At 71.1% G+C, this 14,204-nt stretch carries 11 protein-coding genes; 7 read left to right on the plus strand and 4 right to left on the minus strand.

Annotated features, from left to right (window positions below):
* Positions 1–79: 79 nt before the first annotated feature.
* Both AB0A97_RS01425 and AB0A97_RS01430 read right to left on the minus strand, forming a co-directional pair.
* Positions 80–1,087 carry an ABC transporter ATP-binding protein gene (locus AB0A97_RS01425; protein WP_361145133.1) on the minus strand — a complete coding sequence of 336 codons (1,008 nt, stop codon included), beginning with the start codon at positions 1,085–1,087 and terminating at the stop codon, positions 80–82.
* A 261-nt stretch (positions 1,088–1,348) separates the two neighbouring features.
* Positions 1,349–2,683, minus strand: a complete 1,335-nt coding sequence (locus tag AB0A97_RS01430; RefSeq protein WP_361142860.1) for an NYN domain-containing protein — start codon at positions 2,681–2,683, stop codon at positions 1,349–1,351.
* A gap of 273 nt (positions 2,684–2,956) precedes the next feature.
* Here AB0A97_RS01430 and AB0A97_RS01435 point away from each other — a divergent pair, with 273 nt between their 5' ends.
* Positions 2,957–3,133 (plus strand): hypothetical protein, encoded by a 177-nt coding sequence (locus AB0A97_RS01435; RefSeq protein ID WP_361142862.1) that lies wholly within the window; start codon positions 2,957–2,959, stop codon positions 3,131–3,133.
* A 294-nt stretch (positions 3,134–3,427) separates the two neighbouring features.
* Here the strand turns inward: AB0A97_RS01435 and dnaE are convergent, their stop codons facing one another.
* Positions 3,428–6,970: a DNA polymerase III subunit alpha gene (gene dnaE / locus AB0A97_RS01440; RefSeq protein ID WP_361142864.1), complete on the minus strand. Its 3,543-nt coding sequence runs from the start codon at positions 6,968–6,970 to the stop codon at positions 3,428–3,430.
* A gap of 346 nt (positions 6,971–7,316) precedes the next feature.
* Here dnaE and AB0A97_RS01445 point away from each other — a divergent pair, with 346 nt between their 5' ends.
* From AB0A97_RS01445 to AB0A97_RS01470, 6 genes are all read left to right on the plus strand, one after another.
* Positions 7,317–8,660, plus strand: coding sequence for a DUF2252 domain-containing protein (locus AB0A97_RS01445; RefSeq protein ID WP_361142867.1), 1,344 nt, complete (start codon positions 7,317–7,319; stop codon positions 8,658–8,660).
* A gap of 87 nt (positions 8,661–8,747) precedes the next feature.
* Positions 8,748–9,407: a hypothetical protein gene (locus tag AB0A97_RS01450; protein WP_125056847.1), complete on the plus strand. Its 660-nt coding sequence runs from the start codon at positions 8,748–8,750 to the stop codon at positions 9,405–9,407.
* 61 nt (positions 9,408–9,468) lie between these two features.
* Entirely contained in the window at positions 9,469–10,308 is an 840-nt protein-coding gene (locus AB0A97_RS01455; RefSeq protein ID WP_361142870.1) for a thioredoxin domain-containing protein, read from the plus strand.
* 169 nt (positions 10,309–10,477) lie between these two features.
* Positions 10,478–10,759, plus strand: coding sequence for a hypothetical protein (locus AB0A97_RS01460; protein WP_361142873.1), 282 nt, complete (start codon positions 10,478–10,480; stop codon positions 10,757–10,759).
* A gap of 74 nt (positions 10,760–10,833) precedes the next feature.
* The gene (locus tag AB0A97_RS01465; RefSeq protein ID WP_361142876.1) at positions 10,834–11,688 is read left to right on the plus strand and encodes a thioredoxin domain-containing protein; all 855 of its coding nucleotides are present in this window, start codon (positions 10,834–10,836) and stop codon (positions 11,686–11,688) included.
* 105 nt (positions 11,689–11,793) lie between these two features.
* Positions 11,794–13,473, plus strand: a complete 1,680-nt coding sequence (locus AB0A97_RS01470) for an alkaline phosphatase D family protein (RefSeq protein ID WP_361142879.1) — start codon at positions 11,794–11,796, stop codon at positions 13,471–13,473.
* Between the two features lie 18 nt (positions 13,474–13,491).
* Here the strand turns inward: AB0A97_RS01470 and AB0A97_RS01475 are convergent, their stop codons facing one another.
* On the minus strand, positions 13,492–14,145 hold the full coding sequence (locus AB0A97_RS01475; RefSeq protein ID WP_361142882.1) for a dienelactone hydrolase family protein: 654 nt from the start codon (positions 14,143–14,145) through the stop codon (positions 13,492–13,494).
* Between the last annotated feature and the right edge of the window lie 59 nt (positions 14,146–14,204).

Below are 14,204 nucleotides of genomic sequence, written 5' to 3' on the forward strand. Positions count from 1 at the left end.
GCCGCGGCCGGTCCCACCGTCCGAGCCTCCGTCTCCGCCTGCTCCGCCGCCTTCGCCTGCGCCTCCGCGGGAACCACGCTCACGCCTTCACCAAGCCTTCCTCCGTACGGCCCCCCAGCGCGAGATACACATCTTCCAGGCTCGGCGTCGCGAGCGTGAAGTCGTCCAGCGCGGCGAAGGCCGGGCCGGCCGTCACGGCGGCCACCGCCTCCCGCGCCCGGTCCGGGGCCAGTCTCAGGGTCCAGCGCCGTCCGTTGGTCCGCGCGGCCTCGCCCAGGGCGGCCACCTCGGGCACGTCCAGCGGCGCCCGCTCCCGCCACACCAGCTCCAGCCGGACCTCTTCGCCCACCAGGTCCTTCAGCCCGCCGGGCGTGTCGCAGGCGATGACCTTGCCGCGGTCGATCACCGCGACCCGGTCCAGGACGCTCTCCGCCTCGATGACGTTGTGGGTGACGAGCAGCACGGTGGCGCCGCGTTCCGCCCGGCGCCGGTCCACGGCGGCCCACACGGCGCGGCGCGCCACCGGGTCCATGCCGGTGGTCGGCTCGTCCAGGACCAGCAGCGGCCGTTCGCCGACCAGGACGGCGGCGAAGCACGCGAGGCGGCGCTGGCCCCCGGAGAGCCGCTTGAGCGGGCGCCCGGCGAGGTCGCCGAGCCCCAGCTCCTCGACGACGGCGTCGCGCTCGGCTCGGGCCTCCCGGGCCGGCAGGCCGCGCAGCCGGCCGGTGGTCTCCACGGCGAGGGCGACCGTCATCTCGTCCAGGGCGCTGGACTCCTGGCCCAGGTAGCCGAGCAGGCGGGCGGCGCGCTCCGGATGGCGGACGAGGTCGTGGCCCAGCACGGTGACACGGCCGGAGTCGGGACGCAGCAGCCCGGTGAGCTGGCGGACCAGCGTCGACTTGCCGGCTCCGTTCGGCCCGAGCAGCCCGAAGATCTCCCCTTGGCGCACGTCCAGACTGATCCCGTCACTGGCCCGTACGGCCGGTGCCCCCGCCGCTCCCCGCCGCCCGCGTACCGCGGGGTACGTCTTGACCAGGTCGCGCACGGCACACACCGGCTCGCCGCACTCCACCCGCTTCGCACCCATCCTCACGAGCAACGAGCGTACGCGCTGCCGGGGCCGCGACTGCCCGCACCCCCTGCTCGCGGCGGCCGCGGCCCGCCGCTCCGCCCGGCGGTCAGGAGCGCGCCGCCGCCCGCCGGGCAGCGGCTGCCGCCTCCGTCACCGGGACGCGGGCCTCGCCACCGGGTGAGGCGCCCACCCGGGTGACCGGCGCCCGCCCCCACCGGTCAGGGCCGGGCGACGCGCGGGGCTCCCGTACCCGGTCCGCCCCCACCGGGGCCGTTCCTACTCCCCCACCGGCACGTGCGACGCCGCCGTCCGAAGGTCGACTTCGCGCCAGAATCCGGCGCGAATCGCATAGCGGTCGTGTTCGTCGATCTGGTCGTCCTTGTGGGCGAGCAGGCCGAAGCGGGCGGCATAGCGGAGAAGTTCGCCGTCGATGCGGTGCGGGATGCGGGGATACTCCGTGGAGATCTGCTGGAGGTGGGCCGTGTCGGAGAGCCGTTCCGTCCAGCGGCGGGCGAAGACCTGGCCCACTTCGAAGGGGTCGCCGCTGACGGCCGTGATGTCCTCCTCCCGGTCGGCCCAGCGCTGCTCGGCGCTGGTGAGCTGGGCCAGGGTCGGGAGCGAGGCGGTCTCGGGCGGTTCGCCGACCGGACCGCCGCGCTCGACCCAGCCCTTGTCCGAGGACCAGCGCAGCGTCGCGCTGGGCACGGGCGCCGGGGCGGAGCCGCCCGGTCCGGCGCCGGGGCCGCGGTTCAGGTCGGCGAGGTCCTTCGGGGTGGGGACCGGCGTGCCCCGGCCGCCCGCCGTGCCGCCTTCGCCGTCCCGCTCGGCGGCGGGCCCCGGCCGGTCGCAGGCGTCCGCGGGGCCGGTCCGCTCCGCGGGGGCGGCCGCCGGCCGTGCCGCGCCGTTCGCGCCGTTGCGTTCCCGGGCGGCGGTCCGTTCCGCGTCGTGTGCGGCGGAGGCCGCGGCCGCGGCGGCCGCGACGGCGGACTCGGGCAGCGGCGCCGAGAGGATGGCGGCGATCTCGGGGCGCGGTGCGGGCGGCGGCGCGCAGGGGCCGCCGAGCTCCTTCAGCCGTACGGCGCGGGTGATCCACGCGCGGTCGAGCACCCGCCGCTCGTCGGCCTCGGCGACGAGGTCCTCCGACTGGTTGTAGTCGCCGTCGGCGGCCTGCACGGCCCACAGGTGTACGGCGACGCCGTGCTCCTTGGCCGACATCAGGCCGGGCAGCAGGTCACCGTCGCCGGTGACCAGGACGATGTCGGAGCAGGCGCGGTTACGGGCCAGTTCGGTCAACTCCGCGTGCATCGCGGCGTCGACGCCTTTCTGCGCCCAGCGGCCGTCACTGCGGGTCAGCGCGCCGAGCCGGACGGTGACCCGGGGCATGACGCGCAGCCGGCGGTGCTCGGGCTGCGGTACGCGGTCGGGCGCGCCGTCGAACCAGTAGATGCGCAGCAGCGGCCGTTCGGTGTCGGCTTCGGCGCGCTGCCGCAGACCCTGGATGAGGGCGGCGTGATCAACGGTGATCCGGGACCGGGTGGGCTCTCCGGCGAGCAGGCTCGCGGCGGCGCCCAGCAAGTATCCGGCGTCCACCAGGACGACGCAGCGATCCACGTTCCACCCTCTTCCCTGAGGTGCTGAAGTCGGACGCCCCCCGGCTCGGCCTGTGGCACGAGGTTTCCTCCCGCTTTACCTTCGAGTCTGCCCGACCGCGCGGGGGTTAACTGCCCGAACTCGATCATCGGCGTGGCGGATTCGGCATCCAGGGCGAACACCGCACGCGACACGGCGCATTACGCACGGTAATTGCCCGAAATGCGCGCATCAACGGTCCGTGTAAGCCTGGTCACGGCCCCGATCCCAGGATCCCCTTCAGGAGGCACGGTCATGGCCAAGAACAAGAATCGCGACCGCAATCAGCAGCAGAAGGGCGCTCAGTCCGCCGAGCGCAGCCGCCAGGACGCCGAGCGGTCGGCGATGGAGGCCCAGACGTCGGCTCAGTCCGTGGACGCGACCCCGCGCGACGTCGCCCGTAAGCACCAGCGCCGTTTTGGTCACAACTGACCTTCGCCGTACAGCAGTAGAGGGGCGCACCCGTGCGGGGTGCGCCCCTCCTGCGCGCCGTGCGCCTCCTGCACGCCGGCGGCTGCCGGAGAGCAGGCCCGCGCCGCCCCGGCCCGTGAAGCCGTGCCGCTCGTGGGCCGAAAATTCGTTCCCGCGAGGAGCGCCACTCGCGTAGACATCCGGTTCACGCCATGCCCTGTCACCAGTTGGGCCCCTGCGTTGCGCGGTGGTACGCGGTCGGGTAGCGCGCGACCGCGCTGCCCGGAGCCGGGGCCCCGGGCAGCGCTCACCGGCTCAGCCCGCCAGGCAGGACGGCCCCAGCAGCACCTTCAGGTCACCGAAGAGCGACGGGTCCGGGGTCACCCGGTGCCGGTCCAGCCGGAGCACCGTCGTCTTGCGCGCCCCCTGGAGCTTGATCCGTACCTCGGTCGCGCCGCGGTGGCTGGTGAGGACCTCGCCCAGCTTCTCGACCAGCGGCGGGGTGACCTTGACCGTGGGGATCGTGATCGTCACGGGGGCGTTGGCGCCGGCCTCCGAGAGGTCGGGGACCATCATCTCCATGGCGACCAGCCGCGGGATGTCCTCGCGCTTGTCCAGCCGCCCCTTGACGAAGACGACGGTGTCCTCGACGAGTTGGGTGGAGACGAGCTGGTAGGTCGCCGGGAAGAACATGCACTCGATGGAACCGGCCAGGTCCTCGACGGTGGCGATGGCCCAGGCGTTGCCCTGCTTGGTCATCTTGCGCTGGAGGCCGGAGATGATGCCGCCGATGGTGACGATCGAGCCGTCGGAGTAGTCACCGCCGGTGAGCTGGGAGATCGCCGCGTCCGCCTTGTCGGACAGCACGTGCTCCAGACCGAACAGCGGGTGGTCGGAGACGTACAGGCCGAGCATCTCGCGCTCCTGGGCGAGCAGGTAGGTCTTGTCCCACTCGATGTCGGAGAACTCGATGTCCAGGCCGAAGCCGGGGCCGTCGTCGGCGCTGTCGTCGCCCATCCCGCCGAAGAGGTCGAACTGTCCCTCGGCCTCCTTGCGCTTGACCTGCACCACGTTGTCGATCATGGCTTCGTAGTGCGCGGTCAGGCCCTTGCGGGTGTGCCCCATCTCGTCGAAGGCGCCCGCCTTGATCAGCGATTCGGTGGTGCGCTTGTTGCACACGACCGCGTCGACCTTGTCGAGGTAGTCGGGGAAGGAGGTGTACTTCCCCTTGGCCTTGCGGCAGCGGATGATCGAGTCCACCACGTTCTGGCCGACGTTGCGGACGGCGGTGAGGCCGAAGAGGATCACGTCGTCGCCCTGGGCGGCGAAGTTCGCCAGCGACTCGTTCACGTTCGGCGGGAGCACCTTGATGCCCATGCGGCGGCACTCGTTGAGGTAGACCGCCGACTTGTCCTTGTCGTCGCGCACCGAGGTGAGCAGCGCGGACATGTACTCCGCCGGGTAGTTCGCCTTCAGGTAGGCGGTCCAGTACGTGACGAGTCCGTACGCGGAGGAGTGCGCCTTGTTGAACGCGTAGCCGGCGAACGGGACCAGCACGTCCCACAGGGCCTGGATCGCCTCGTCGCTGAAGCCGTTCTTCCGGGCACCGGCCTGGAAGAGGACGAAGTTCTTCTCCAGTTCCTCGGGCTTCTTCTTGCCCATCACGCGGCGCAGGACGTCGGCCTCGCCGAGGGAGTACCCGGCGACGATCTGGGCGGCCTTCTGGACCTGCTCCTGGTAGACGATCAGGCCGTAGGTCAGGCCCAGGACCTCCTTGAGCGGCTCCTCCAGCTCCTTGTGGATCGGCGTGATCTCCTGGCGGCCGTTCTTGCGCTCCGCGTAGTTGATGTGCGAGTTCATGCCCATCGGGCCCGGACGGTACAGGGCCGATACGGCGGAAATGTCCTCGAAGTTGTCGGGCTGCATCTGGCGCAGCAGCGAACGCATCGGACCGCCGTCGAACTGGAAGACGCCGAGGGTGTCACCGCGGCAGAGCAGCTCATAGGTCTTGGGGTCGTCCAGCGGGAGCTCCAGGAGCTCCAGCTTCTTGCCCTTGTTCGCCTCCACCATCTTGACGGCGTCGTCCATGATGGTGAGGTTGCGCAGGCCCAGGAAGTCCATCTTCAGCAGGCCGAGCGACTCGCACTGCGGGTAGTCCCACTGCGTGATGGTCACGCCGTCGGTGTGCCGCGTCCAGAGCGGGGCGTGGTCGACGATCGGCTCGCTGGACATGATCACGCCGGCCGCGTGCACACCCATCTGCCGGACCAGGCCCTCCACACCCTTGGCGGTGTCGATGACCTTCTTCACGTCCGGCTCGTTCTCGTACATCCCCCGGATCTCGCCGGCCTCGCTGTAGCGCGGGTGCTGGGGGTCGGTGATGCCGGAGAGGTCGATGCCCTTGCCGAGGACGTCGGCGGGCATGGCCTTGGTGAGGCGGTCGCCCATGGCGTACGGGTAACCCAGCACACGGGCCGAGTCCTTGATCGCGTTCTTGGCCTTGATCTTGCCGTACGTACCGATCATGGCGACCTTGTCGGCGCCGTACTTCTCCGTCACGTACCTGATCACTTCGACGCGCCTGCGCTCGTCGAAGTCGATGTCGACATCGGGCATGGAGACGCGCTCGGGGTTGAGGAACCGCTCGAAGATCAGTCCGTGGGTGATCGGGTCGAGGTCGGTGATGCCCATGGCGTACGCGACGATCGATCCGGCCGCGGAGCCTCGGCCCGGACCCACCGCGATGCCGTTGTTCTTCGCCCACATGATGAAGTCCGCGACCACGAGGAAGTACCCCGGGAACCCCATCTGCAGGATGATGTCCATCTCGTACTCGGCCTGCCGCTGCCGGTCCTCGGGGACCCCGTCGGGGTAGCGGCGGGCCATGCCGCGCCGCACCTCCTCCTTGAACCACGTGACCTCGGTGTAGCCCTCGGGTATGTCGAACTTCGGCATCAGGTCGCGCTTCTCGAACATGCCGGTGGTGTCGATCTGCTCGGCGACCAGGAGGGTGTTGCGGCAGCCCTCCTGCCAGGCGTCCGAGGAGTCGATGGCGTACATCTCGTCCGTGGACTTCAGGTAGTAGCCGGTGCCGTCGAACCGGAAGCGGTCCGGGTCCGAGAGGTTCTTGCCGGTCTGGATGCACAGCAGGGCGTCGTGGGCGCTCGCCTCGTGCGCGTAGGTGTAGTGCGAGTCGTTGGTGACCAGCGGCGGGATGCCGAGCTTCTTGCCGATCTCCAGCAGGCCGTCGCGGACCCGGCGCTCGATCTCGATGCCGTGGTCCATCAGCTCCAGGAAGTAGCGGTCCTTGCCGAAGATGTCCTGGTACTCGGAGGCGGCCTTCAGGGCCTCGTCGAACTGGCCGAGACGCAGCCGGGTCTGGAGCTCACCGGAGGGACAGCCGGTGGAGGCGATCAGGCCCTCGGACCACTGGGAGATCGTCTCCTTGTCCATCCGGGGCCACTTCTGCAGCCAGCCTTCCTTGTACGCGTCGGAGGAGAGCTTGAAGAGGTTGTGCAGCCCGGTGCTGTTCGACGCCCAGATCGTCTTGTGGGTGTAACCACCGGAACCGGAGACGTCGTCGCGCTTCTGGTGCGGCTGGCCCCACTGGATCTTGCGCTTGGTGCGCCGCGACTCGGGCGCCACGTACGCCTCGATGCCGATGATCGGCGTGATGCCGGCCTTCTGGGCGGAGTGGAAGAAGTCGTAGGCCCCGTGGAGGTTGCCGTGGTCGGACATGGCGATGTGGGTCATCCCCATCTCCTTGCACGCCTCGAACATGTCCTTCAGCCGCGCGGCGCCGTCCAGCAGCGAGTACTGGGTGTGCACGTGCAGGTGCGTGAAGGGCGGCTTGGCCACGGCGGAAGACCTCCGGAGACTGGGTACTGCGGGCACGCCGACGCCTCGGCCGAGCCGGGACCGGGCCGCGGCGGGCGAGAACGGGGACGGTCTCGAAGTCTACGACCCTCCGCCGACAACCTGACGGGGACGGCGGCCGCTCCACGAAGAGAATCCGCCCGGGCGGCGGCGGGCAGCGCCTCCGTGAGGGGCGGGGGGTCGGGTGACGGGCGAAGAGCGGGCAGCGGCGCGCAGCGCCTCCGTGAGGGGTGGGGGTCGGGTGACGGGCGGGCACTCGTGAGTAGCCTCGGCCGTTGGAAGAGACGGCACCCCCGTCCGCAGCACCTGCCTCAGGAGGCACCCCGCGATGTCGTCCCAGCTCGTCCCGGCGCCGGACGCCGCTCAGCGCGGCGAGGAGATCCTCGCCGTCTTCGACACCGCCTTCGGGGAGCTGCTCGCCGCCGACCCGTCGGCCTTCCGTGTGAAATTCCGGAAGATGGCCGCCTCCGCCTTCGCCTTCTACCGGGGCACGGCCTGCCTCTTCTACCACGACCTCCACGCCCTGGACGGCGGCCCGGGCAGCGGCCCGTACGAGGACGAGCGCACCGGCCAGGTGTGGATCCACGGCGATCTGCACGCCGAGAACTTCGGCACGTACATGGACGCCACCGGCCGGCTGATCTTCAACGTCAACGACTTCGACGAGGCGTACGTCGGCCCCTTCACCTGGGACCTCAAGCGCTTCGCCGCCTCCGTCGCCCTGATCGGCTACGCCAAGGCGCTGAGCGACGAGCAGATCAGCGAGCTGGTGGGGATCTACGCCGCCGCCTACCGTGAGCGCATCCACGCCCTGGCCACCGGCGCCAAGGACGACGACGTGCCGCCCTTCACCCTGGACACCGCCGAGGGGCCGCTGCTGGGCGCGCTGCGGATGGCCCGCTCGCTGACCCGCTTCGGCCTGCTGGACTCGATGACCGAGATCCGCGACTTCGAGCGCCGTTTCACCGCGGGCAGCGGCACGGTCGAGCTGGACGCCGCGACCCGCTACAAGGTCCTGGCGGCCTTCGACGGCTATCTGGAGACGCTGCCCGAGTCCAGCCTGACCCGCCCGGACTCCTACCGCGTCAAGGACGTGGTGGGGCGCCGCGGCATCGGCATCGGCTCGGCGGGCCTGCCCTCGTACAACATCCTGCTGGAGGGCAACAGCGACGCCCTGGAGAACGACGTCGTGATCTACATGAAGCAGGCGCAGACCCCGGCGGTCTCCCGGCACATCACCGACCCGCGGGTGCGCGGCTACTTCCGGCACGAAGGGCACCGCACGGTGATCTCGCAGCGGGCCCTCCAGGACCACGCCGACCCGTGGCTGGGCTGGACCGAGCTGGACGGCGCCGGCCAGCTCGTGGCCGAGATCTCCCCGTACGCGGTCGACCTGGACTGGTCGGACATCGACGACCTGGCGGAGATCGCGGCGGTCGTCGCGGACCTGGGCCGGGCGACCGCCACGATGCACGCCGCCGCGGACGACGAGAGCGGCCACTCCCTGGTGCCGTTCTCCACCGAGCGCGCCATCGACGCGGCCATCGCCGCCGACGAGGACGGCTTCGGCCGCCTGCTGGTGGACTTCGCGCACGCGTACGGCGCCCGGGCCCGCGCCGACCACCAGACGTTCGTGGATCTCTTCCGCAACGGCCGCATTCCCGGCCTGTGAGCCGCGCCACCGGGTGAGGGGGCGGAGAAGCGACGGGTTCGCGCCTCTTAGTGCCCACTTACACCGGACCATGGCAGACTCGCTGCAATGGACATCTCGGCGGCACACCTGCGGGCACTGCGCGCAGCGCTCTTCACGGCGCTGTGCGTGACGCTGTCCGCTGCGGGTCATGTGCTGCTGTCCCGGATGCCGCTGCCGCTGACCACCGTCGCCCTCCTGTCGGCCGCCGTCTTCGCCGTCGCGTACGCGCTGGCCGGCCGGGAGCGCGGCTACTGGCGCATCGCCGCCCTGCTCGTACCGCTGGAGCTGGCCGCCGACACGGTCTTCAGTGCCGGCCAGCACACCTGTTACGGGCGGGCCGGCGGTCCGGTCACCGGGCCGTTGCGGTCCCTGGGCGTGGATCTGCTGTGCGGCGGCGGTGACGTGGGCACGCCCCTGGCGCACCTGGCGCCGGAGGACCGGACGCCCGTCGCGACCTGGCTGCTGCTGCTCGCCGTGCACGTCGCCGTCGGGCTGCTCGCGGCGGCCTGGCTGCGGCGGGGCGAGGCGGCGCTGGCCCAGTTGCTTGGGGCGGTGACGGCGTTCGCGTTCCGGCCGCTGCTGCTGGCGGTGGCGGTCGTCCGGGCGCTGCCCGTGCCGCTCCGTCCGGCCGCCCGGCCCGCGCGTACGGAACCGGCTCCGCGGGCCGTCCCGCTGCTCGTGCACTGCGTCGTACGGCGTGGACCGCCCTGCTCCCTCGCCGCGTAGCCTTCGGGCCGCGGCTTATGGACAGGCACCCGTTCACACCTTTCCCAGGAGCAGGACAGTCATGAGCAACCGCAACAGCCAGGCCAACAAGCAGGCAGCCCGCGAGCGGCTGCGCGTCGAGCGCGAGCGGCAGAAGAAGAAGGAGAAGGTCCGCCGGCAGTTGACCGTCGGCGGTTCGATCGTCGCCGTGCTGGCCGTCGCGGGCGGCATCGGCGTCGCCGTCGCCAACTCGGGCGGCGGCGACTCGGGCGGCGGCTCCGCCAAGTGGTCCGACGCGGCGAGCGCCAAGCTGGTGCAGCCGGCCAACACCTCCGGCAAGAACGGCACGGAGATCACCGTCGGCAAGAAGGACGCCAAGCACACCCTGTCGCTCTTCGAGGACGCCCGCTGCCCGGGCTGCGCGAGCTTCGAGCAGAACGTCGGCGAGACGATCCAGAAGGACCTGAAGGAGGGCAAGTACAAGGCCTCCATCCACCTGGGCACCTTCCTGGACAACAACCTCCAGGGCACCGGCTCCAAGAACGCGCTCAGCGCGATGGGTGCCGCGCTCAACGTGGGTCCGGACGCGTTCCTGAAGTACAAGGAAGCGCTGTTCTCGAAGGAGTTCCACCCCGACGAGCGGCAGGACAAGTTCGCCGACAACGACTACCTGCTCAAGGTCGCCGACACGGTGCCCGCGCTGAAGGGCAACGCCAAGTTCCAGGACGCGGTGAAGGCAGGTACGTACAACCGCTGGGCGATGGAGATGTCCGAGGCCTTCAACGGCTTCAAGGACGTCAAGAGCACTCCGACGGTCAAGCTGGACGACACGGTGCTGGGCACCGACTCCGCGAACGGCAAGGTCGCGCCGTCCACGCCGGACGCGTTCACGGCCGAGGTCGACAAGGCCATGAAGGGCTGACGGAGCTTTTCCCGGAGCCCTGGCCCGGGGCTCCGGTCCAGGTTTCCGGCGTACGGCAGCGGCCGGCGTGCATCTCGCGCGCCGGCCGCTGCCGTACGTACCGGTCACCGCCCCTGCCGATGCCAAATCTTGACCCGGCAAGTCGCCGTGCCCATGGCAGACTCCGGGCATGGAGCGGACCGGAGCACGGCCGTGGACACCCTCCGGCGCCCCCCTGCGCGCGGTACGCGCCGCGGTGGCCACCGCGCTGGAGCGGCTGCTGCGCGCCGTGCCGAGGTTCGCCTTCCGGCCGCTGCGGCTGGCGGCCGCGGTGGCAGCCGCCGGACCCGGCCCGGAGCACCGCCGGGCCCGGCCCGTACGCCAGCTCCCTCTTCCCCGGCCGCTCCCCCGGCTCGGACACTGCGTCGTGCGGCGCGGCCCTCCCTTGCCCGGCCCCTGCGCCGCGTACTGACGCGGCGTGCGGGGCGCCCGTACGACGGGGGGTCCACCACGGCACGTACCAGGAACAGGGAGTCGGTAAGCACCATGAGCGACCGCAACAGCCAGGCGAGCAAGCAGGCGGCCCGCGAGCGGATCCGTGCCGAGCGCGAGCGGCAGAAGAAGAAGGAGAAGATCCGCCGGCAGCTCGTGGTGGCGGGCTCGGTGGTCGGTGTCCTCGTCATAGCCGGCGGCATCGGCTTCGGGGTCATGAAGGCGAACGAGCCCACCGGCTGGGAGGCGGCCAAGGAAGCCGACCTGGTCAAACCCGCCAACACCAGCGGCAAGAACGGCACCGAGATCGTCATCGGCAAGCCGGAGGCGAAGGAGACCCTGGAGGTCTTCGAGGACATCCGCTGTCCGGCCTGTGCGGGCTTCGAGCAGAGCGCGGGCCCGGCCCTCCTGAAGGGTATGGAGGACGGCCGCTACAAGGTCCGCTTCACGATGTACACCTTCATCGACGGCGGGCAGGGCGGCGAGGGTTCCAAGAACGCGCTCAGCGCGCTCGGCGCGGCCCTGGACGTCGGTCCGGAGGCGTTCCTCAAGTACAAGACCGCGCTGTACGCGGAGAAGAACCACCCCGAAGAGGCCGACGACGCCTACGCCAAGGACACGAAGCTGATCGAGGTCGCCGATCAGGTGCCCGAGCTGAAGAACAACAAGAAGTTCCAGGCGGCGGTCAAGAACGGTACGTACGACCGCTGGACCATGGAGATGACCGCGCTCTTCGGCCGGAAGGGCGTGACCGGGACGCCGGCGTTCCTGCACGGCGACAAGAAGCTGACGCTGCCGCCGGTCCCGCAGAAGCAGATGACCAAGGAGCAGTACCACGAGCTGGCCACGGCCAACTTCAACAAGATGATCGACGACGAGTTCGGGCCCGCGAAGGACGCGAAGAAGTAACCGCGGAGGCCGGAGCACCGGCCCGGTGGCCAGGTGCTGACGGGAGGGCGAACTTCCTGCGCGAGCCCTCCCGTAGCGCCCTACCCGACAGTATGGTGATCGGCCGTGACCGATCATGACCAGATATCACGTCGCACCGCTGTCACGGCCGCGGCCGCCTCCGCCGCCCTGCTGCCCTTCGCCACCGCCGCCCCCGCCCGTGCCACTCAGACCGGCCCGGACACCCGGACCGGCACGGACGCCCGCCCCCGTACGGACGCCCAGGTCTTCCGGCACGGCGTGGCCTCCGGCGACCCGCTCCCGGACGGCGTCCTGCTGTGGACCCGGGTCACGCCCGAGCCCGGCGCGGTGCCCGGCTCCGGCCGTGGCCCGGACACCGCGGTGGACTGGGAAGTGGCGACCGACAAGGACTTCAGCTCGGTGGTCGCGCGGGGAACCGCGACCACCACGGCCGCGGCCGACCACACCGTCAAGGCCGACGTACGCGGCCTGGCGCCGGCCACCGCCTACTACTACCGCTTCACCGCCGTCGGCGCCCGCTCCCCCGTGGGCCGCACCCGCACCGCCCCCGCCCACGACGCGAAAGCACCCAGCATCCGCTTCGGCGTCGTCTCCTGCGCCAACTGGGAGGCGGGCTACTTCTCCGCGTACCGGCACCTGGCGGCCCGCCGCGACCTGGACGCGGTACTGCACCTCGGCGACTACCTCTACGAGTACGCGACCGGCGGCTTCCCCGCCTCGGGGAAGGTCGTACGGCAGCACTCCCCCACCCACGAGATCATCACGCTCGCCGACTACCGCACCCGGCACGGCGTCCACAAGACCGACCCCGACCTGCGGGCCATGCACGCCGCGCACCCGCTCATCGCGATCTGGGACGACCACGAGTTCGCGGACAACGCCTGGTCCGGCGGCGCCGTGAACCACACCCCCGGCGCCGAGGGCGACTGGGCGACGCGGATGGCCGCCGCCAAGCGCGCCTACTTCGAGTGGATGCCCGTGCGGACCTCCACGGCGGGCACCACCTACCGCAGGCTGCGCTTCGGCAAGCTCGCCGACCTGCACCTGCTCGACCTGCGGACCTTCCGGGACGAACAGGCCGAGCCGGGCAGCGGGACGGTGGACGACCCGGGGCGCTCGATCACCGGGCGCGCCCAGTTGGACTGGCTCAAGGCCGGGCTGGAGCGCTCGGACACCGCCTGGCGGCTGGTCGGCACCTCCGTGATGATCTCCCAGGTCGCCTTCGGCTCCGTACCGGCCCACCTGCTGGCGCCGCTCGCCGAACTCCTCGGCCTGCCCAAGGAGGGCCTGGCGGTCAACACCGACCAGTGGGACGGCTACACCGACGACCGGCGCGAGCTGCTGACCCACCTGCGCGACCGGGGTATCGACAACACCGTCTTCCTGACCGGCGACATCCACATGGCGTGGGCCAACGAGGTGCCGGTGAAGGCCGCGACCTACCCGGCCACGCCGCCGGTGGCCACCGAGTTCGTGGTCACCTCGGTCACCTCCGACAACGTGGACGACTTCCTGCACGTCGCGCCGCACACCGTCTCGCTGGTCGGCGTCGCCGCGGTCCGGGCCGCCAACCGCCATGTGAAGTGGCTGGACATGGACTCGCACGGCTACGGCGTCCTGGACGTCAGCGCCGAGCGCACACAGATGGACTACTTCACCGTCTCCGACCGGACCGATCCGCACGCCACCACCGCACTGGCGCGCTCCTACCGGACCCTGTCGGGGACCCAGCGGGTGGAGCGGGTCCGGCAGCCGGTGCGCTGACCCGCCCCGTACCCCCCTCTACAGCGAGTCGAGGAAGCCGAGGGCGACCTTCCAGGCGCTCTCGGCGGCCTCCTCGTCGAAGTCCGGCAGGTCCGGGTCGGTGAACAGGTGTCCGGCGCCCGGGTAGCGGTAGACCTCCACGTCCGCGCCGGCCCGCCCCATCCGCAGGTACCAGGCGTTCAGCCAGTCGTGCGGCTCGAACGGGTCCGGGTCGGCGACGTGGAGCTGGACGGGCAGCTCGTCGACCGCCGCGTCGTCGGCGATGTCCGAGGTGCCGTGCATCAGCAGCAGGCCGCGCGCCTTCTCGTCACCCAGGGCGAGGTTCTGCGCGACCGCGCCGCCGAAGGAGAAGCCCGCGTAGACCACGCCCCGGTCGGAGTACGGCGCGGCGGCGGTCACCGCGCGGCGCAGCAGCTCGTCCTTGCCGATCTCGTCCTTGATCACCACTCCGTCCTCGACGGTGTCCGCGGTCCGCCCGTCGAAGAGGTCCGGTACGACGACCTCGTGGCCGGCCGCGCGCAGCCGGTCGGCGGCGGCGTGCACCGCGGGCCGCAGACCGCACACCGAATGGAACAGAACCACCGTCGAGGGTTTCGCGGACGGCGCGGACGGCGAGGCGGGCGAAGAGGCCACTGAATTCACTTCCCTGTCATTGGATCGCACTTCCACCATCGTGCCAGTTACGGTCAGTAGGTACCGGCACGAAGCTGACCACACCTAGGAGGACCGGA

Source organism: Streptomyces sp. NPDC045470 (assembly GCF_040646595.1).
Classification (GTDB): domain Bacteria; phylum Actinomycetota; class Actinomycetes; order Streptomycetales; family Streptomycetaceae; genus Streptomyces.